At 66.4% G+C, this 20,395-nt stretch carries 13 protein-coding genes; 6 read left to right on the top strand and 7 right to left on the bottom strand.

What is annotated here, in order from left to right; all coding sequences use genetic code 11:
• Positions 1–49: 49 nt before the first annotated feature.
• From HU735_RS14730 to HU735_RS14720, 3 genes are all read right to left on the bottom strand, one after another.
• Positions 50–4,492 (bottom strand): NEL-type E3 ubiquitin ligase domain-containing protein, encoded by a 4,443-nt coding sequence (locus HU735_RS14730; protein WP_186714100.1) that lies wholly within the window; start codon positions 4,490–4,492, stop codon positions 50–52.
• A 77-nt stretch (positions 4,493–4,569) separates the two neighbouring features.
• Positions 4,570–6,930 carry a DNA polymerase II gene (locus tag HU735_RS14725; protein WP_186714099.1) on the bottom strand — a complete coding sequence of 787 codons (2,361 nt, stop codon included), beginning with the start codon at positions 6,928–6,930 and terminating at the stop codon, positions 4,570–4,572.
• Positions 6,931–7,098: 168 nt separating this feature from the next.
• Entirely contained in the window at positions 7,099–8,304 is a 1,206-nt protein-coding gene (locus HU735_RS14720) for an MFS transporter (RefSeq protein WP_186714098.1), read from the bottom strand.
• Between the two features lie 114 nt (positions 8,305–8,418).
• Here HU735_RS14720 and HU735_RS14715 point away from each other — a divergent pair, with 114 nt between their 5' ends.
• Positions 8,419–9,330, top strand: coding sequence for a LysR family transcriptional regulator (locus HU735_RS14715; RefSeq protein ID WP_186714097.1), 912 nt, complete (start codon positions 8,419–8,421; stop codon positions 9,328–9,330).
• Here the strand turns inward: HU735_RS14715 and HU735_RS14710 are convergent.
• Entirely contained in the window at positions 9,311–10,231 is a 921-nt protein-coding gene (locus tag HU735_RS14710; RefSeq protein WP_050705137.1) for a LysR substrate-binding domain-containing protein, read from the bottom strand. The genes HU735_RS14715 and HU735_RS14710 overlap by 20 nt on opposite strands.
• A 189-nt stretch (positions 10,232–10,420) precedes the next feature.
• Between HU735_RS14710 and HU735_RS14705 the strand changes: the two genes are divergently transcribed.
• The 5 genes from HU735_RS14705 (at position 10,421) to HU735_RS14685 (ending at position 14,402) form a co-directional block, all read left to right on the top strand.
• Positions 10,421–11,197 carry a YqcI/YcgG family protein gene (locus HU735_RS14705; RefSeq protein WP_186714096.1) on the top strand — a complete coding sequence of 259 codons (777 nt, stop codon included), beginning with the start codon at positions 10,421–10,423 and terminating at the stop codon, positions 11,195–11,197.
• A 2-nt stretch (positions 11,198–11,199) separates the two neighbouring features.
• Positions 11,200–11,832 (top strand): LysE family transporter, encoded by a 633-nt coding sequence (locus HU735_RS14700; protein ID WP_186714095.1) that lies wholly within the window; start codon positions 11,200–11,202, stop codon positions 11,830–11,832.
• Positions 11,833–11,858: 26 nt separating this feature from the next.
• Positions 11,859–12,959 carry a hypothetical protein gene (locus HU735_RS14695; protein ID WP_238349822.1) on the top strand — a complete coding sequence of 367 codons (1,101 nt, stop codon included), beginning with the start codon at positions 11,859–11,861 and terminating at the stop codon, positions 12,957–12,959.
• Positions 12,960–13,050: 91 nt separating this feature from the next.
• Entirely contained in the window at positions 13,051–13,776 is a 726-nt protein-coding gene (locus HU735_RS14690) for a sel1 repeat family protein (protein WP_186714094.1), read from the top strand.
• A gap of 128 nt (positions 13,777–13,904) precedes the next feature.
• Positions 13,905–14,402: a DoxX family protein gene (locus tag HU735_RS14685; RefSeq protein WP_186714093.1), complete on the top strand. Its 498-nt coding sequence runs from the start codon at positions 13,905–13,907 to the stop codon at positions 14,400–14,402.
• Positions 14,403–14,489: 87 nt separating this feature from the next.
• Here HU735_RS14685 and HU735_RS14680 read toward each other — a convergent pair whose 3' ends face one another.
• The 3 genes from HU735_RS14680 to HU735_RS14670 all read right to left on the bottom strand — a co-directional run bounded on the left by HU735_RS14680 (position 14,490) and on the right by HU735_RS14670 (position 20,156).
• Positions 14,490–17,636 (bottom strand): CusA/CzcA family heavy metal efflux RND transporter, encoded by a 3,147-nt coding sequence (locus HU735_RS14680; RefSeq protein WP_186714092.1) that lies wholly within the window; start codon positions 17,634–17,636, stop codon positions 14,490–14,492.
• A gap of 15 nt (positions 17,637–17,651) precedes the next feature.
• Complete coding sequence (locus tag HU735_RS14675) at positions 17,652–18,848, bottom strand: efflux RND transporter periplasmic adaptor subunit (protein WP_186714091.1); 1,197 nt, start codon at positions 18,846–18,848, stop codon at positions 17,652–17,654.
• 105 nt (positions 18,849–18,953) lie between these two features.
• The gene (locus tag HU735_RS14670; protein WP_186714090.1) at positions 18,954–20,156 is read right to left on the bottom strand and encodes a TolC family protein; all 1,203 of its coding nucleotides are present in this window, start codon (positions 20,154–20,156) and stop codon (positions 18,954–18,956) included.
• Between the last annotated feature and the right edge of the window lie 239 nt (positions 20,157–20,395).

Here is a 20,395-nt window from a genome sequence, read left to right as displayed (position 1 = left end):
CGGCTAACCTGGCGCTAGCTAATTACCACCTTTACGCATTCCAGTTTGCTCATGAAGCGCCCAACGATATTGTCCTGGTCCGGCCCATGGCCTCGCGAGTCAACTGCAGCATCACCTCATGCTCCCGTTGCTGGTTGTCGATATGCAGACGTGCGATCTCCTGTTCCCTGTCGCCCAGATCCATAAGCCGTTGCAGCTCTTCATGCATGCCAGATGGCACCCTGAGCCGTCCGGCATAGTTGGCCCGCAGGTGATCCTGCCAAAACGGTTGCCTGGCCAGGTACTGAGCAAGGTTGTTCGCCGATTGCTCGGCGATGACAGCATGCGTGGCATTGTGCAGGTCCCAGGGAGTGAGGTTGGGAATGCCAAAGTAGAGCATGTCATCCTGCTGGATCGGCAGGTCGAGCTTGCTGCGCAGCGCAATGCGATAGGCCAGGGCGAACTCGATCGACTCGTTGCTCGCGCCCGCCCTGAGCGCATGCTCGGCGGCGAATTGATCCAGCACGTTCATCCGCCAGAGTTGCCCGCCCAGGTGCAGCAGTGCCTGTTCCGGCTGGCGCGCCAATTCACTGTGCCGCGCACGCCACACCCGTACACGCAATTCGAGGTCGGTGAAGCGGATAGTCGCGTTATCCTGGCAATCGGTCACGGCGGCGTTGTCGAACAACTCCCGCTTGAGCACAGGGTCCCGACTCATGAATTCGAACATGTCCAGCAGGCGCACCGCGAAATTCCTGGCCAATGGCGCCGACTTGAAGTTACCCGATGAAGTCAGCGCGGCCAGCGTGTTGAAAAAGTCGGCAGAGCCCTGTTCCGTTTCCAGCTGCGTCCACAAGGCAGACATATCGTCGCGCCTTTCGGCTGGCACGACATCCAGCCAGCGCAGGCGGTAAGGCACGCGACTGGCTTCCAGCCAATGCCATCGACTCAAGGATTCCGGCGCTGCGGCGAACAGGTTGCCACGCAGGTTCACCCTGCCCACCCGCCACAGATCCGACTGGTGAAAATCCTCAGGCAACTCATAAAGCGCGTTGTCCCTGAGGTCCAGTGTGTGCAGCTCCGGGCTGTCCATGACGCCGTAGGGAAAGGTGTCCAGCTGGCTGGCTTGAAGGTGCAAGGCATTGAGCCTGGGCATGCCGAAGACCGAAAAGCTCCTGCCCAGTGGATTGAACGAGAGATTGAGGTACACCAGCGACTGGCAGCTGGCCAGGACCAGGGCTTGCCCCTCATCCAGGGCAATCTGGTTCCCCGACAGGTCAAGCACCTCCAACTGCGCGGCCAGGGTTTGCGGCAGGGGCAGGCGCTTGAGCCGGCACTGGGTGATTTCCAGACTACGCAAATTGGGGAATGCCTGCAGAAAGTCATCCGCAATCACCTCCAGACGCATGGCATGCAATCCGAGGATAGAGATATGGGGAAAACTGACTGACGGCGGAATGCTCGGCAAGCGCTGCAGCCGACTGCGGGCCTGAAACAACATGAAGCGTCGTGGTTCCTCCAGGCCACCCTGCATCTCCGGGACCAGCCAGCGCCAGCAGTCGATCAGGCCCTTGCGAAATGCACGCCGGGCCAACAGTTCGAACGTGGGAAATGCTCCGCGAACCCACTGATTCAGGTGGGTATTCAGTACGTTGTACTGTTGCTCCAGCGCTTCCAGGCGCGCCTGCGCGCCCTCTCCTTCAAGCCAGCGTCCGATCTGCTCGTCGCTGAACGCCGGATACAGGTCTCGCAGCCGCGCCTGAAGGGCCCGCGGCGGGCGTTGACCCATGGTTGCCCAGAATCTGCCGCCGCTCAACGGATAGCCGACCCTGCCGTCACCAAGCGGCAACGGGGCCAGAAACGCACTGCTTGGCTGATCCGCGCCAAGCCACGTCGCGATCAAGTTCCGCAGGCTGCCGGCATCCGTCGCCAGTCGTGCGCGCAATACGGACGCATGGGGCTCGTCAAACCCCAGCGAGGCCCACTGCTCGTTACCGTAGGCTTTGGCCAGGATGTCGAACAGATCACCCTCGGTCGCCTGGGGCTCAGCGCCTGTCATACGACAGCTGAACACGCCATTGCGGTGGATCAGATCGAACGGTGTTCCATGCCCCGCAATGCTCAACAACGGTTGGTCGGCATCGCCATCGTACAGCCGCCAGCCAGGCCTGGTCGCAGCCCCCGGCAAACGGCCGAGCAGATTCAGAACGACCCGTCCGAGGTCCAGTGTCTGCGGTGTGTCGAATAGCAGCGCTTCGTACACACGCGCCATACGGATGCCCATGACCTGGCGCCTGGCGGACTGTGCCATGGACAATGGTACACGCCGCGTGTCCAGCAAGGCCGCCTGGTCGTCGGCACTGGCCATGCGCCAGACCTCGTCTGCCGCCAGACGGTGCAGGCTGGCAAAACTGCCGCGCAGGATGGAACTGGCTTCGGTATCGGGAAAATCCGAGTCATACCATTGCTGCAGCAGGACACGGCGCTGACGCCATACCACCTCGGCCAGGGACTGACCGTCCTGCCCCTCTGCCCCAGGCAGGCTACGCGCGCGCCGAAGCAGCGTGGCGTCGGTGATGGCCGCGCCACTGCGCAACTGCTGAGCCAGTTCACCGATGCGGCTTGCCAGCAGGATGCGACTGGCCGTGTCGGTCAGTGCCGCGTCCGGGCGGCGGCCATAGACATGCAAGGCCCGCAGGTGGTCTTCTTGCACATCGTGAATGGCCATGACGTGGTCGATCTGTTGCTCATCGAGCGAACTGAACGGCCTGCCTAGCCGGCGAAACATCATGTGCGAACCGCTCCACTCGACCGGTTGCTCGTGCCAGAGCCGCCAAGCCCCCGCACCGTTGTGACGCAGCTGCGGGCGGTGTCCGCGATAAGGCAATAGCCGCCAAGGCTCGCCAGCACGGTCCTGGCCGACCCGATACCAGTACCCCTGCATCTCGATCCAGCGGTTCGCTCGATGCCGGTGGATTCCTTGCTCGTCGATGACGGCGTCACTCGGCGGCCCTTGGTCGCGGTAGGGCTGCAGATCACCGTTCCACAGTTTTTCACTGCCATCGTCCAGCCGCGCCGAGACCAAGCGGTCCACTTTGCTCCAGCCGCGGCGAACCACGGTGACGGTTGCCGCAGTCGCAGCCAGCGTCACCACGCCCTTGCCAACGTTCAACCAGTGTTCGAGTGCGGCATCACGCTCGTCGTTGCGCCAGTCGTCGATGGCTTGAAAGGACTCGCGCAGCAACTCGTAGACCATCAGCGCCGCCAGCGCCGCGCCAAGCAATGGCACGAACAGTCCGGCCACGGTCAGCAACATCCAGCCTTCGGCCCGCAGGCGCCTGTCGTGTTCAGCCTGCACCTGACGGTCCAGTTGCGCCACGGGCGGGGCGATCATCACAGCGTCATCCTTGATCTGTGCAATCCAGGCGTCCGCCAGATGATCAAACAGCGGCAGCTGGTAGCCTGTGGTCTGCTCGTCGAGATCGCGGGTCGCCCAATCCGCCACGTCATCCAGACGCTGGCTGAGCGCGGTAAATACCCGATGGCTGTCGCGACGGCGCACAAAGCGGCTGAAGAATCGACGGTAGTCCTTGTTGCGCAGCCGTTTGCCAAGCACGTGACGTGTGTAATCCTCAAGATCGTCATTGGCGCTCCAGGCACCCCGCGAATCACCCGGGACATACACCAGTACCCGCTTGCTGGTATTGAAGACCCATCCCTCATCAATGACATCCAGCACCACGACACGCTGCACCGGGCAACCGAAGATCTTCAGTTGCCGGGCATGCACCGACGCACCCTCCAGGCTGCCAAGCTTGTCATCGCGGCACAGGCCGATCACCAGTTGCAGCTCGGCCTCGCTCAGCCCCCCTTGCGCCTTGGCCTGCAAGGCATCGGCAAGCATGCTGCTGCGCAGGAACTGCGCCAGCAGTGTCTTGACACTGTGGGCGCCTGTGCCTGCGAGCAGAATCGAATCCAGGTGATCCTGATACTGCTTCCCCATGTCGAGCGTTCGACACAGTCTGGCGAAGGTCAACGCGGATAGCCCCCCCTGACGAACACCTTTGCCATCTACCACGGCATTGCGCCGAGGTTGCTGTCGACTCTCAGTTTCAGGGAAGTTGTAGAGCGCGGCCTCCAGCAATGGCAAATCGTAATAGTCACTGTCCGGAACGAGCACACGACCTGCCAGGTAGCTGACCGTGTTTGCCTCGTAGACATACCAGCGCCGAAAGTACATCGCCCCGGGATCAAGGTTGCCGTGAGCTTTGAGCGCCTGTTGCAACAAGGGCTTGGCGAAGACATCGATATTGCTGATCCGGGCAAAAGCGGCCGAAAGCTTTTGCTCGCAGTCCAGGAGACTGCGCAGGGGATCACTGAGCAGCGTGAACTCGGCCTCGCTCAACCGCGTGACCCACTCAGGCAGACGCTTGACGATCAGTTGGTCCTGGTAGGCCTGGGCCACCGCCAGGGTATCGACTGCAACCGATGGCTGCTGGTTACTGCTCTGCATGCTGACCTCCGTAGTGCGTGGAGGCCCGAGGCTAGGCTAAGCGAGGCGATAGCAATGATTAGATAGCTAACACCCGCTCAGAACAGCAGCAGTTGTCGATCAGTCAGACGGGTGAAATCATCGTTGACGAACGGCAGGATGGCATCCGCCACTGGCTGCAGCTGGCGGCTCAGGTAATGCTGGTAGTCGATCGGTGCCTGCAAATCTTCCAGCGGTTGCGGGCCGGCGGTGGTGATCAGGTAGCTGATCCAGCCGCCGCGCTGGTACTGCAAGGGCCGGCCGAGACGGCTGTTGTAATCGTCCGCCAGCCTCGCCGCGCGCACATGCGGCGGCACGTTGCGCTGGTAATCGGCCAGCGGCCTGCGCAGGCGCTTGCGGTAGATCAGCAGCTCGTCCTGTTCGCCGGCCAGGGTGCGTTCGACGTAACCACGCACATAGTCACGGTACGGCTGGCCACGGAACACCCGGCCGTACAGCTCCTGCTGGAACTGGCGGGCCAGCGGCGACCAGTCGGTGCGTACCGATTCCAGGCCCTTGTAGACCATCTCCTCACTGCCGTCGGCGCGGCGTACCAGGCCGGCGTAGCGCTTCTTGCTGCCCTCGTCGGTGCCGCGGATGGTCGGCATGAGAAAACGCCGGTAGTGGGTTTCGTACTGCAACTCCAGGGCACTCTCCAGGCCGAGGGTATCGGCCAGGTGCTGCTGCCACCATTGGTTGACCTCGGCCACCAACCCGCGGCCGATGCGCGCGGCGGCATCCTCGTCCTGGGCCCCCTTGAGCCAGACGAAGGTGGAGTCGGTGTCACCGTAGATCACATCAAATCCCCGCGCCTCGATCAGCGCCCGGGTCTGGCGCATGATCTGGTGCCCGCGCAGGGTGATCGACGAGGCCAGGCGTGGGTCGAAGAAGCGACAGCCACTGGAGCCGAGCACACCGTAGAAGGCGTTCATGATGATCTTCAGTGCCTGCGAAAGCGCCGCGTTGCCCGCGCGCTTGGCCGCCTCGCGCCCCTGCCAGACGCGCTCGACAATCGCCGGCAGGCAATGCTGGCTGCGCGAGAACCGTCCACCGCGAAAACCCTCCACCGAGTGTGCGTCGTCCGGCTGGCGCAGGCCCTCGACCAGGCCCACCGGGTCGATGAGGAAGGTGCGGATGATCGAGGGGTACAGGCTCTTGTAGTCGAGCACCAGCACCGAGTCGTACAGTCCTGGCCGCGAGTCCATGACGAAACCGCCTGGGCTGGCCTCGCCCTCGCCGCCGACGAGGTTCGGCGCGACATAGCCCAGGCGGTGCATGTGCGGGATGTACAGGTGGCAGAACGCGGCCACCGACCCGCCGCTGCGGTCCACCGCCAGGCCGGTGACCGAGGCGCGTTCAAGGAGGAAGTCCAGCAAGCGGGTATGGGCGAAGATCCGCGTCACCAGCTCGCAGTCCTTGAGGTTGTAGCGGGCCAGGGCCGGCTTGTCCTCGGCGAAGCGGCGGTTGATCTCTTCCATGCGCTGGTACGGTGTGTCGATGGCCTTGCCCTCGCCCAGCAACTGTTGCGCGACGCTCTCCAGGCTGAACGAGGGGAAACTCCAGGTCGCCGAGCGCAAGGCCTCGATGCCGTCGATCAGCAATCGGCCTGGGGCCTCGGCAAAAAAGTGGCTACGGCTGCCGTGCTCGCGCAGGTGCATCGGCGCGCCGTCACGGCCCAGGCACAGCGGCACCTTAAGGCGCTGGGCATGCTCGTGCAGCAGGCGCAGGTCGAACTGCACCAGGTTCCAGCCGATGATCGCGTCGGGGTCGTGGCGGGCCAGCCACTGGTTGAGGCAGACGATCAGCTCGGCGCGGTCGGCGCAGTAGTGCAGGTCGAAGTCCAGCTCGTCCGCCTCGCCATTGGCCGGACCGAGCATGTAGACCTGGCGTTGGCCACAACCTTCCAGGGCGATGCTGTACAGCTCGCCGCGTTCGCTGGTCTCGATGTCCAGCGACACCAGGCGCAGCGGCGGGCGGTAGTCCGGGTCGGGCTTGAGCTGGGCATCGTGCAGGACGCCCTGGCTGTCGGGGCGGCCATCGAAAAGCACCGGGGCGGTGATGAAGCGCTCCATCAGATAGCGTTCCGGGGGGCGGATGTCGGCTTCGAACACCTCGACACCGGCAGCGCGCAGGCGCTTTTCAAGGGTGATCAGCTGGCGGTGCTGGCGGCAGTACAGGCCCATTACCGGGCGCAGATCGAAGTCGCGCAGTTGCAGCGGCTTGAGTTCGACGCCCTGTTCATCGGCCAGCAGCGCCCGGGCGTAGGCGGCCTGGGCCGCGGCGATGAACGCCACCGAGGGCTGGGCGGCCAGGCGCAGGCGCCGTGGGCCCTGGTCGGTGGCCAGCCAGAATTCCACGCAGGTGCCCTCGGGCGTGTCATGCCAGTGGCGGGTCAGGACGAAGCCTTGTTGCAACGGCACTGCGGGGACCTCGGATCGCTGCTTTTCTCACATAGGCCGATTGTACCGTTCCTCTTGCCATAAAGGGGTATTTCCAGGTCTGGCCCTATCGCGGGGCAAGCCCGCTCCCACGCCCTGCCAGGATTCGAACGTGGGAGCGGGCTTGCCCCGCGATTGCGTCCGATCAGGCTAACGTGCGCCCGCGACGAACCCGGTCCGCCGCCCGCTCAACACCAGCAGCCACGCCAGCGCCACCAACCCCAGCACCACCGCACCAAACGACCCGACCCCGGCGCCGACCAGCAGCAGCCCGCCAACAACCCCGCCCAGGGCAATCGCGCTGTTCCACACCGTCACCAGCATCGACTGCGCCACATCCCCGCCCTCACCCGCCGCATCGGCACAGGCGGTCTGCAACAGCGTCGGCGCACCGCCATAGGTCATCCCCCACAGCGCCACGCTGACATGCACCAGCCAGGCAGCACCCTGCGCCTGCCCCAAGGCCAGGGTCGCCAGGGCGAACCCGGCCAGGCACAGCAACACCAGCCCGCGCAGATGACGGTCGACACCCAGGCCCACCAGCACGATGCCGGCCAGCGAGGCCAGGCCGAAAGTCATCAGCACCTGGCCCACCTCGGCTGCCATGCTCGCCGCCGCCAGCAGCGGCACGATGTAGGTGTAGAGGATGTTGTGCCCGAGGATCCACGCCAGGATCACCAGCAACACCCGCGCCACGCCCGGCGTGCGCAGCACCGCCAGTGCCGCGGGGCGCTTGCCGGTGGCCTGGCCGGGGAAATCCGGCACCGCCCGCACCACCCAGACGGTCAGCAGCAACGCCGCGACCGTGACCACCACGAAGGCCGCGCGCCAGCCCAGCCAGGCGCCGAGCCAGGTGCCGATGGGCAGGCCCAGCGACAGCGCGATGGGCTGGCCCAGCATCGCCACCGCCATGGCCCTGCCCTGCTGGGCCGGCGCCACCATGCGTCGTGCATGGCCGGCAATCAGCCCCCAGGCCAGCCCGGCGGCGGCACCGGTGAGAAAGCGCAGGCACAGGGTGAGGGTGTTGTCCGGCGACACGGCGGTCAGCCCGTTGAACAGGACAAAGCCGGCGATCGCCAGCAGCAGTGCGCGGCGTCGCCACCAGCCCTGGGTCAGGGTTACCAGCGGAATGGCGGTGAGCAGCGAACCCAGGGCATAGGCCGTGACCCACTGCCCGGCCATGGCCTGGCTGATCTGCATGCCGTCGGCGATCTGGTCGAGCAGGCCGGCCGGCAGGGTTTCGCTGAGGATGGCGATGAAGCCGGTCAGGGCCAGGGCCAGCAGGCCACTCAGGGGCAGGCGCGTGGCGCTGGCGGGGGATGCGGCGACGCTCGCGGTCGGGGAAGGTGAATGCATGGTTGTCTCCGGCTATCGATCAAGGCAGGCATGGTGCGCCGCTGAGGTATTGCGGAAAAAGCCGGGTACAATTCCACTCAGTCAGGACATCAATGTCCGCAATCGGAGAGCAGCATGGACAGCCTCAGCGGCTTCATGATCTTCAACCGGGTCGCCGAGACCCGCAGTTTCGTCGCCGCCGGCCAGTCGCTGGGGATCAGCGCCTCCGCCGTGGGCAAGCGCGTGGCGCGGCTGGAAGAACGCCTGGGCGTGCGCCTGTTCCACCGCAGCACGCGCAGCATCACCCTGACCGCCGAGGGCACGCTGTTCCTCGAACGCAGCCGGCGCATCCTCGCCGAAATCGAAGCCACCGAACAGGAACTGTCCCAGGCCAGCGGCGCGCCTCGCGGCCGTCTGCGGGTGAGCCTGCCGCAGGTGACCGGGCTGGTGATGCCGGCGCTGGCCGAGTTCATGGCGCGCTATCCCGAGATCGAACTGGACCTGGACTTCAGCGACCGCATGGTGGACATCGTCGGCGAAGGCTTCGACGTGGTGATGCGCGGTGGCCAGCCGCTGGATTCGCGGCTCAACGCCAAGTTCCTCGGGCACTTCCAGCATCGCCTGGTGGCGTCCCCGGAGTACCTGCGCGAGCGCGGCACGCCGCAGCATCCCCGTGAACTGGCCGGGCACAGCTGCCTGCACTACCGCTTCCCCAGCAGCGGCAAGCTGGAGGCCTGGCCGCTGCGCCGGGAGCACCCCGAGCAGGACTACGCGATTCCCATCTCGATGGTCTGCAACCACGTCGAGACGCGCATCTGCTTCGCCCTCAACCACCGTGGCATCACCTGCCTGCCGGACTTCAGCGTGCGCAAGGAACTGGCGGCAGGCAGCCTGGTGAGCGTGCTCGACAGCTTCATGGAGCGGCGCGGCAGCTTCTACCTGCTGTGGCCATCGGGTCGGCAGATGCCGCCCAAGCTGCGGGTGTTCATCGACTTCATGCTCGAACGCGTGCTGCCCGCCACCGACCTCAGCCGTACAGGTAGCTGATGTCCTTGTGCGACAACGCCGGCACCTGCGCCACCAGGTAGTCGCGCAGCTTGTGCATCTGGTGGGCCTTGGGGCTGGCCTTGAGCCAGGTCATGTAGTAGCCGTCGCCGGTGGCCACTGCGTGGGGGAACGGCGTGACCAGGTTGCCCGCGGCCAGGTCGGCGCTGGCCAGCACCAGGTCGACCACCGAGATACCCAACCCCTGCTGGGCGGCCGAGATGCCTTGGTCGAGGGTGTCGAATACCTGGCCCTGGTCGATGCTGATGTCCAGCGCGTCCATGCGCGCCAGCCAGCGCCGCCAGTCGCGGCGGTCCGGCGAGGGGTGGAGGAACTCGCAGCCGGAGAGCACCGACAGTTCCGGTCGGGCCTGCTCGAGGTAGCTCGGGTGGCACACCGGGATCAGCCATTCATCGAACAGCTTCAGGCTCTCCACGTCTGCCGGGAAGCGCCCGTTGCCCAGCAGGATGGCGCAGTCATAGGGTTCGGAATAGAAGTCCACCGCGTCGATGTCCATCCACACGCTGGACAGTTGCACCGAGCAGCTGTTGTCGACCCGCTTGAAGCCGTCCAGGGCCCTGAGCAGCCAGCGCACGGTGAGCGTGGACGGCGCCTTCAGGCGCACGCCGTAGCGGTCCTGGCGCAACAGCGCGCAGGCGTTCTCGATGATCTTGAAGCCGACCTTGAGTTCCTGGGCCAGCAGCCGGCCATGCTCGGTCAGGCGCAGCTTGGGGCCGCGACGCTCGAACAGGTCGCAGCCGAACAGGGCTTCGAGGGTCTTGATGTGGTGGCTGACCGCGCCCTGGGTCAGGGCCAGCTCCTGGGCCGCGCGGGTGAAGGAGCCGTAGCGCGAGGCCACTTCGAAGGCGCGCAGGGCGTGCAAGGCTTGAATCCGTTCCGACATGGCGCCTTCCAGAGCATGAGTTAAGCTAATAGTAGGTCATAGATCCAGGCGTTTTACAACGCGCGAACCATCTCGGAAAATGCCGGTAAATAACAATTAAATATAGCAAACCGGCTGAGATGTAACGAAAACGATCTATTGAACGAGAAGTCCTACTAAACACTGCATACGGATATGCCTGGGGAAATCATGTTTACGGGTTATGGAAACTGCTACCGCCTGGATGCGCTGGAGCTCGCCGATGAACATGTCCAGAACCGCCACCACTGGACGCACAAGACCATAGAACATTTCAAGGAAACCCTCGCCAACCCCGACTTCCCGTGCCTGTTCGGGCGCAAGGCGGTCAATGCGCGCACCTGCCATATCGTCTTCGCCCGTGCCGATCGGCTGGCCGACGATATCGCCCGGGGCCTGGGCGACTACATCCGCACCATCGAACCGATTCCGCTCAAGCAGCGCATCGGCAACCCGCTGATGGTGTTCCTCGAAACGGCGCCCGACACAACGCTGCAGGCGCAGCAGGCACTGGCGTGGGATGTGCTGAACCAGGTCCATGCACGCGACCCGCAGCCCTGGCCCGAAGAGGTACCGCAGGACCCGCACGACACGCGCTGGTCGTTCTGCTTCGCCGGCATGCCGCTGTTCATCAACATGAGCTTCCCCGCCCACCGCTTGATGAAAAGCCGCAACCTGGGCCGGCACATCGCCTTCGTCATCAACCCGCGGGAAAGCTTCGACGAGGTCGCCAGCGCCAGCACCGAAAGCGGCCAGCGCATCCGCGCACGCATCCGCGATCGGGTGCGCCACTACAACGACGGCGTCATGCCCGACACCCTGGGCTTCTTCGGCCAGGACGACAACTTCGAATGGAAGCAGTACCAACTGCAGGAGCCCGGTTCGCCGAGCCCGGCGCGCTGCCCGTTCCATGCCCACGCAACCGCTGCAACCCTCACCGAGAACTGATCGTGAATACCGCACTGACCGCCACCTACGCCCTCACCGTCCTGCTGCTGATCGCCACACCCGGCCCGGTGGTGGCCCTGATCGTCAACACCGCCGCCGCCTCGGGCTCGCGCAAGGCCCTGTTCACCGCCGTCGGCACCAACTGGGCGTCACTGGTGCTGATCGGCGCGGCCGCCTGGATCATTCTCACCAGCGCGGCCATCGACAAGACCTGGCTCAGCGCCATGAGCCTGCTGGGCTGCCTGTTCATCGGCTACATCGCCCTGGGCACCCTGCGCGAGGCGCTGCAGGCCCCGGTCGACAGCTCCCCGCAGGCCCCGGCCAGCACGCAAGCGGGCCGCGGGGGCCTGCTGCAGGGCTTCATGGTCGGTATCTCCAACCCCAAGGACATCATCTTCTTCATCGCCTTCTTCCCGCAGTTCATCCAGATCACCGAGTCGTTCGGCAAGAGCATGGTGGTGCTGTCGGCGCTGTGGATCGCCATCGATTTCGCCGTGCTCAGCCTGTACATCTTCGCCATCGGCAAGATCGCCTCGCCGCGCAGCAACCGGGTGATCAGCCTGGCCTCGGGCGTCGCCCTGCTGCTGATCGCCGCCGTCGGCCTGGCCTACAACCTCAAGGAGCTGGCCGCCTGAGCCAACCCCGAAAAGAAGGAGCGCCCATGACCCCGATCGACCCCGCCGCCACCGGCAGCATGGGCACATCCGACCCCCTGGCGCAGGATTACCAGCGTTTCCTGCAGTTGGGCAGCCGCCGCGCGCCGCACACGCTGTACGTGCACGAGCGCGGCTATCGCTCCGGCACCATCAACACCGATGCCCTGGGCATGCGCTACAGCCATTGCGCCGGCAAGCGCTTCTCGGTGGCCGAGCGCGGTGGCGCGGCGCGGGTCAACCTGCTGGTGGGCGGCTCCACCGCCATGGGCATCGGCGCCAGTTCCGACGAACACACCGTGGCCTCGTACCTGTCGGTGCTGACCGGCGAGATCTGGCTGAGCCTGGCCGGCTGCGGGCTCAACGCCACCCAGGAACTGCTGATGTTCCTCACCCATCAGCACCGTTTCGGCCAGATCGGCCACGTGGTGGTGCTCAGCGGCCTGAACACGCTGGCCCAGGAGGCCCTCGCCGAGGTGCTGTCCGGCGCGCAGGACCCGCACCGGGCGCAGGCCTACCAGGATTTCCTCAACCGTTTCAACGAAGGCGTGCAAACGCCAGGCGAAGCGCGCCGCGAATCATTCTGGCAACGCCTGGGCCAGCTCCTGGCGCCGGCCCGGGAGGCACACTGGCCGCAGGTGGAGCCGCTGTCGAGCCCGGACAAACGCCTGATCCGCGCCGCCGATGCCGTGGGCCGTACCCTGCGCCAGTGGGACCGCCTGCTGGCGGACGGCCACACCACCCTCACCTTCATCCTGCAACCGCTGCTGCCCTGGTGCCGCGAGGCATTGCCCAGGGCGGAACAGGCCATGCTCGCAAATCTTGAGCGCCAGCCGTCGAATTTCGACCGCCTGCTCGGCGACACCTTCGACAGCCAGTTGCACATGGCCTTCTTCCGTCGCATCAAGAGCCAGGCCGACCCGGTTCCCTGCTACGACATGAACAGCATGCTCAGCAGCTCGCCGGTGTTCGCCGAGCACCTGTTCGTCGACCGCCTGCACTTCAATGATTTGGGTAACAACGCACTGGCCAAGGTGATTACCGCCAAGCTGGGGCTGGCCCAGGAAAGACAGGCCCTGCGCAAGGTCGCGCCGATAAAGCTGGTCTGATGAGCGGACACCGGGCTTTCGGGGAAGGCACGCGGACGGATAGAATAGGCCGTCGTCGCTCCTGATTCGCCCGAGGCACCGTGTAACTGCCATGACCATTCCCGCCGTCCCCTCGCTTCTGGCCCGCCCCCGCGCCTGTCTGGTCGCGTCGTTGCCGTTGCTGCTGGCCGCCACAGGCGCCCAGGCCCTGGACGTGAACATCGACCCCCATGCCGACCTGCTCTATCGCCAGGCATTGCCGCTGCTGGAGCAGGCTGACAGCCAGGACGACGGCGCCAGCCCGCTGCGCACCGCCGGCGGCGACCCCGAGCTCAGCCGCCAAGGCCAGGCGATGGCCCACACGCTGCCAACGGCGGTGGCCCTGCTGAAGAGGTCCGTGGCCCTCGGCCACCCGGTGGCGCAGTACCGCCTGGCGCTGTACTACACCACCTATCTGCCGGCAGGACAGATCGCCGAGGCCGCCTGCCCGTTGCTGGAGGCCAGCCTCAAGCAAGGCTTCGCCCCGCCTGCACTGGCCATCGCCCACTGGTGTTCACCGTACAATACCAGCCCCGCCTACCGCGAGGCCCTGGAGGCGGTCCCCAGCATGGCCACCCTGTACGCCGCCTACTACCCCCAGCCGGCCACCCGCCTGGCGTGCAGCCGCACCCGCCCGCAAGGCCTGCAAATGCAGTGGGGGCGCCAGCGCGACTACCAGGCCGAGATCTACCGGCTGCTCGGTGAGCTCGACCCCCGCCAGCGCCAGGCCTTCCTGCAGAAGGCGGTGGACATCAACGGCTGCGCGGCGGCGCAACAGCGCCTGACCAGCAACCGCTAAGCCTCGCTACACAGCGATACATAAACCCATCGCTCCCGACACACTGCCGATACCCCCGCCCTACACACTCCCGGCCACAACAGCGCGACGGCACCCCGCCGTTGCCGCCTGCACCGGGAAGCCTACCCATGAAAGCCCTGCCACTGTTTGCTGAATGGAAGCTGTTCAACGCCCTTGATCACACCGGCAACTGGAGCGCCGACCTGCCACTGCGCCTGTTCCTGGCCTGGGAGTTCTTCGAATCGGGCCTGGAGAAGTTCAACGGCGCCAACTGGTTCGCCGACCTGCAAGGTAGTTTTCCGTTCCCGTTCAACCTGCTGCCGGCAGACCTCAACTGGCAGCTGTCGATGTGGGCCGAATTGATCTGCCCGCTGCTCCTGCTGTTGGGGCTCGGTACCCGGCTGGCCTCGGCGGTGCTGATGATGGTGACGGTGGTGGCGATTGCCGCGGTGCACTGGCCGAGCCAGTGGTCGAGCCTGGCGGAACTGGGACGGGGGTATGCGATCACCGACCAGGGCTTTGGCAACTTCAAGCTGCCGCTGATCTACCTGGTGGCGTTGCTGCCGTTGCTGTTGAAGGGGGCTGGCAGGTTGAGCCTGGATCACTGGCTGTGGCGGCGGCGCTAAAACCATCGCGGGGCAAGCCCGCTCCCACGAAGCGACACCTTCGTGGAAGCGGGCTTCGTGGGAGCGGGCTTGCCCCGCGAAAGGGCCCTACGCTACCCCTGGTTCATCCCGCCGATGCGCCCACTGATACAACGCCGGCAACACCAGCAAGGTCAGCGCCGTCGACGACAGGATCCCGCCGATCACCACCGTCGCCAGCGGCCGCTGCACCTCGGCGCCGGTGCCGGTGGCCAGGGCCATGGGAATGAACCCCAGCGACGCCACCAGCGCGGTCATCAGCACCGGCCGCAGACGTGTCAACGCACCCTCTTCCACTGCCGCGCGCAGGCCCCGGCCTTCCTCGCGCAGGTTGCGAATGAAGGCAATCATCACCAGGCCGTTGAGCACCGCCACGCCCGACAACGCAATAAAGCCCACCCCCGCCGAGATCGACAGCGGGATATCCCGCAGCCACAGCGCCAACACCCCGCCGGTCAAGGCGAAGGGGATACCGGTGAACACCAGCAGGCCATCCTTGAGATTGTTGAACATCATCAGCAGCAAGGCCATGACCAGCAGCAACGAGACCGGCACCACTACCCGCAGGCGCTCGGCCGCCGACTGCAGCTGCTCGAACTGGCCACCCCAGCGGGTCCAGTAACCCGGCAGGATCTGCACCTGGTCGATCAGCGTCTGCGAGGCCTGTTCGACGAACGAGCCCAGGTCACGCCCGCGCACGTTGGCGCTGACCACCACCACGCGCTTGCCATCCTCGCGGCTGACCTGGTTGGGGCCCAGTTGCAGGTTCAGGGTAGCCACCTGCGACAGCGGGATGAAGCCGATCTGCGAGGCACCGGCGGCCGCGCTGGCCGGAACCGGTATAAGCAGGCCAGACAAGCCGTCGACATCGGTGCGCAGCGCCTCCGACAGGCGCACCACCATGTCGAAACGGCGGTCGCCTTCGTATAGGGTGCCGGCAGTGCGCCCCCCCACGGCGATGGCGATGGCGTCCTGCACGTCGCCCACGTTCAGGCCGTAACGGGCCGCCTTGTCACGGTCGATATCGATGGTCAGCACCGGCAGGCCTGTGGTCTGCTCGACCTTCACCTCGGAGGCTCCCGGCACCTGCTGCAGGCTCGCGGCGATCTGCGCGGCGGTACGGTTGAGCACCTCCATGTCGTCGCCGAACACCTTCACCGCGACATCGCTGCGCACCCCGGAGATCAGTTCGTTGAAGCGCAGCTGGATCGGCTGCGACAGCTCGTAGTTGCTGCCCGGCACGCTGGCGGCGGCGCGCTGCACCTCGGCGATCAGCTCATCGCGCGGCTTGCCCGGGTCCTGCCATTGCTCGCGGGGCTTGAGCATCACGTAGGCATCGGAGATGTTCGGTGGCATCGGGTCGGAGGCGATCTCGGCGGTGCCGGTGCGGGCGAACACCCGCTCGACTTCCGGCACCTGGGCGATGATGGTCTTCTCCAGGCGCTGCTGCATGTCCACCGACTGCGACAGGCTGGTGCCCGGTACACGCAGGGCCTGCAGGGCGAAATCGCCCTCGCTGAGGCTGGGGATGAACTCGCTGCCCATGCGGCTGGCCAGCACACCGGACAGCAGTACCAGAGTGGCGGCGCCGGCGAAGGCCAGGTTGCGCCGGCCCAGCACCCAGTCCAGCACCGGGGCGTAGCGGCGGCGGGCGGTGCGCATGACCACGCCCTCCTCCTCCTTCACCTTGCCGGTGACGAACAGCGCCAGGGCCGCCGGCACGAAGGTCACCGAGAGGATCATCGCCCCCAGCAGCGCCATTACCACGGTGAAGGCCATGGGATGGAACATCTTGCCCTCGACCCCGGTCAGGGCAAAGATCGGCAGGTACACCACCATGATGATCAGTTGCCCGTAGATCAGCGGGCGGCGCGCCTCGCGGGCGGCGGCGAACACTTCGTGGAAGCGCTCGGAACGGGTCAGCATGCGGCCATGATGCTGCTGGGCATGGGCCAGGCGGCGGATGGCGTTCTCGACGATCACCACCGCGCCGTCGACGATGATGCCGAAGTCCAGCGCACCCAGGCTCATCAGGTTGGCGCTGACCTTGTTGCTGAACATGCCGGTGAAGGTGAACAGCATCGACAGCGGGATGACCATGGCGGTGATCAGCGCCGCGCGGATGTTGCCCAGGAACAGGAACAATACGGCGATGACCAGGATCGCGCCTTCGATGAGGTTCTTCTTCACCGTGGCGATGGCTTTTTCCACCAGGTTGGTGCGGTCATAGACGGTGATCGCCACCACGCCCTTGGGCAGGCTGCGGTTGATCTCCTCGAGCTTGGCCGCTACCGCCTGGGATACCGTGCGGCTGTTCTCGCCGATCAGCATGAACACCGTGCCCAGCACCACCTCGCGACCATTCTCGGTGGCCGCGCCCGAGCGCAGCTCCTGGCCCAGGCCGACCTGGGCGACATGGCTGACGCGGATCGGCGTGCCATCGACGCTGGAGATGACGATGTTGGCGATGTCCTCGGCCGAGGCCACCTGGCCCGGGGCACGGATCAGCAACTGCTCGCCGTTGCGCTCGATGTAGCCGGCGCCGACGTTGGCGTTGTTGCGCTCGAGCGCCGCGACCAGGTCGTTGAGGGTCAGCTTGTAGGCCGCCAGGCGCTTGGGCTCGGGGGCAATCAGGTACTGCTTGGCATGGCCGCCGATACTGTTCACCTCGGCCACGCCCGGCACGTTGCGCAGTTGCGGCTTGATGATCCAGTCCTGGATCACCCGCAGGTCAGTGGCGGTATAGGGCGTGCCGTCATCCTTCAGCGCGCCCTCCTTGGCCTCGACCGTCCACAGGAAGATCTCGCCAAGGCCGGTGGAGATCGGCCCCATGGCCGCCTCGATGCCTTCGGGCAACTGCTCGCGGGCCACCTGCAGGCGCTCGTTGACCAGCTGGCGGGCGAAGAAGATGTCGGTGCCGTCATCGAAGATCACCGTCACCTGGGACAGCCCCGAACGCGACAGCGAGCGGGTCTGCTTGAGGCCCGGCAGGCCGGCCATGGCGGTCTCGATGGCGAAGGTGATGCGCTGCTCGGTCTCCAGCGGCGAGTAGCCGGGCGCGGCGGTGTTGATCTGCACCTGCACGTTGGTGATGTCGGGCACGGCGTCGATGGGCAGCTTCTGGTAGCTGTGGATGCCCACGGCGGCCATCAGCACCACGGCGAGCATCACCACCAGGCGTTGCTCGATGGCGAACTGGATAAGACGTTCGAACATGAATGGCGTCCCCGGTCAGTGGCTGTGTTCGGCCGAGCCTTTGCCCAGCTCGGACTTGAGGACGAAGCTGCCAGCGGCGGCGACCACGGTGCCGGCGGCCAGCCCTTCGCGCACTTCCACCTGGCCGGCGTCGCGACGCCCGGTCTTCACCGGGCGGGCCTCGAAGCCCTCGTCGGTGCGGGCGAACACCACGGTCTGCTCTTCCCAGGTCTGCAGGGCGCTTTCCGGCACCACCACGGCGGCGTCGAAACGCTCGACGGTGACCGCGATGTTGACGAACAGCCCGGGGCGCCAGGCACCATTGGGATTGGCCAGGGTGGCGCGCACGGTGGCGGCGCGGTTCTGCTCGCCGAGCAGGCTGCCGACGTAGTTGACCTTGCCCTCCACCTGGGCACCGAGGTCCGGCGCGCTGACGCTGACGCCACGGCCGCTGACCACCTTGTCCAGGTCGCGTGGAGCAACGGCGAAGGTGGCCCAGACCCGACTGAGGTCAGACAGCGTGAAGGCGTTGCTGGTCTCGTCCACCACCTCGCCCACGGTCAGGTGCTTTTCCACCACCACCGCGTCGAACGGCGCGCGCAACTCGTAGCGGTTGCCCTTGCCGGCCGGCGCCACGGCGGCGACCTTCTGCCCGGCGTTGGCGGCGGCGATCTCGGCCTCCTGCAGCGCCTGGCGGGCCTGCAGGTAGTCCTGCTCGGCGCTGATGCGCTCCTGCCACAGCTGCTTCTCGCGCTCGAAGGTCAGGCGCGCCAGCTCCAGGCGGCGCTGGGCGGCCTGCTGCTCGCTGCGCAGTTCGGAGATCTGCTGGCTGGCGATCACCGCCAGCACCTGACCGCGCTTGACCGCCTGACCTAGCTCGGCCTGGACCGACTCGACCACGCCGGGGACGCGGGGCACCACGTGGGCGGTGCGGTCCTCGTCGAAGCGGATCTCACCGGGGAAGCTGATGGCGGTGCCCAGGGTGCGCGGGCCGGCGGTGGCCAGCTGCACGCCGGCGGCCTGGATCTGCTCGGCGGAGAGGTGCAGCTGGCCCTCTTCGTCGGCATGCTCCTCTGCCTTTCCTTCTTCATGGCCATGGCCTTCCTCGCCATGGTCGTCGTGCTGGGCCTGGTCGCTGCCGGCCTTGCCGAGGGTGCCGGTCCAGGCCGCGCCACCGAGGCCGAGAACGGCCAGGGCAGCGGCGAGGATGGCGAGCTTGCGTGGGTTGGTCATTGTTGCTCCTGCTGGAAAAGTCGTTGCAGTTCAGGGCCCATCGCGGGGCAAGCCCGCTCCCACGCATTCCCGTGGGAGCGGGCTTGCCCCGCGATGGGTCGAAGCTCAAAGCTCGCCGTAGATTCGTTCCACCTGCGCCCGGGCATCGGTCGCCTGGGCCAGCGCCTCGAGGTACAGCCCGCGTGCCTCAATCAGCGTGCGCTGGGCATCGAGCACATCGAGGAAGGCGAACTTGCCCATCTCGAAGCCACGGGTGGCGGTGTCCACCGCCTGCTGGGCGGCGGGCAGGATGGTGCGGTCGTAGGCCTGGACCTCACCCATGGCCGTGCCCCACTGCTCCAGGGCGCTGCGGGTTTCGCTGCGCAAGCGCAGATCCACGGCGTTGCGCAGGTCGCGGGCCTGGTCGGCGCGGCGGGCGGCGGCCAGCACGTTGCCCTGGTTGCGGTCGAACAGCGGCAGCGGCATCGACAGCCCGACCACGTTGACCCGCTCACGGTCCTCGCGGCTGTACTGGCTGCCCAGGCTGACGGTCAGGTTGGGAATGCGCTGGGCCTTCTCGGAACCGAGGCTGGCATCGCCACGCTCGACCTGCGCTGCGGCCAGGCGCCATTCGGCGGTCTGCTCGACCTTGGCCAGCAGGGGCTCGCTCTGCGGCGCCGGGCCGGGCGAGAGATTACTCGCGTCGAGCCGCTCGAAGCGGGCCTCGGCACTGCCCGTCAGGCGCGCCAGGGCCTGGTTGGCCACGCCTCGTTCGGTGCGTGCCCGACGCACTGCCGCCTCGGCCTGGGCCAACTGGACCTGGGCACGGGTGGCCTCCACCGGCGAGGACTGCCCGGCCCGCACCCGCCCTTCCACCACCCGCAGGCCGCGTTCGGTCAGCGCCTGCGACTGTTGTGCCAGATCCAGCGCGGTCTGTGCCCGCAAGGCGGCATGGAAGGCCTGGATCACATCGGCGCGCAGGCTGTTGCGCTGGCGTTCGAGCTCCAGCCGGGCGATCGCCTGGCCGGCCTCGGCGACTTCGATCCGCGCGCCGCGCTTGCCGCCCAGCTCCAGGGCCTGGCTGAGGGTCACGGTGGTGGTGCTGGTGTCGCGGCGGGTGTCCTCGACCTCCCAGGACAGCTCTGGGTTGGGGATCAGCCCGGCCTGGCGGCGCTCGCCCTCGGCGATGCCGATTTCGCGGCCGATGGCGGCGAAGTCCGGGTTCTGGGCGAAGGCGGCGTCGAGCGCCTGGTCCAGGCTCAGGCCCTGGGCACCGGCGGGGCCGGCCAGCAACAGGCAGAGCAAGGCGATCTTGCGGGGGATGGGCACGGCGGAAGTCCTCGTCGACAAGCGGCGGAATGCTTTGGCGAGGGACTTTAGGCAGGGGTGGTTATCGGGGGGGTGGCGGGAAGATTACAATTTTGTAATCAGGGATGCCGAGGGTGGATCGCCTTGAGATGAGGGTCTTTCAGGGGGTTCGACGTTAGAGTTGCAGCGCCTATCAGATCGAGCGCCGCGCGGGCGGCGCTCGATCTGATAGGCGCTACAGAACTCTCGCCAGGCACCTC

This window comes from Pseudomonas sp. BW16M2 (assembly GCF_014268865.1).
Lineage (GTDB): Bacteria > Pseudomonadota > Gammaproteobacteria > Pseudomonadales > Pseudomonadaceae > Aquipseudomonas > Aquipseudomonas peradeniyensis.
This window is presented reverse-complemented; position numbering and strand designations above follow the sequence as displayed.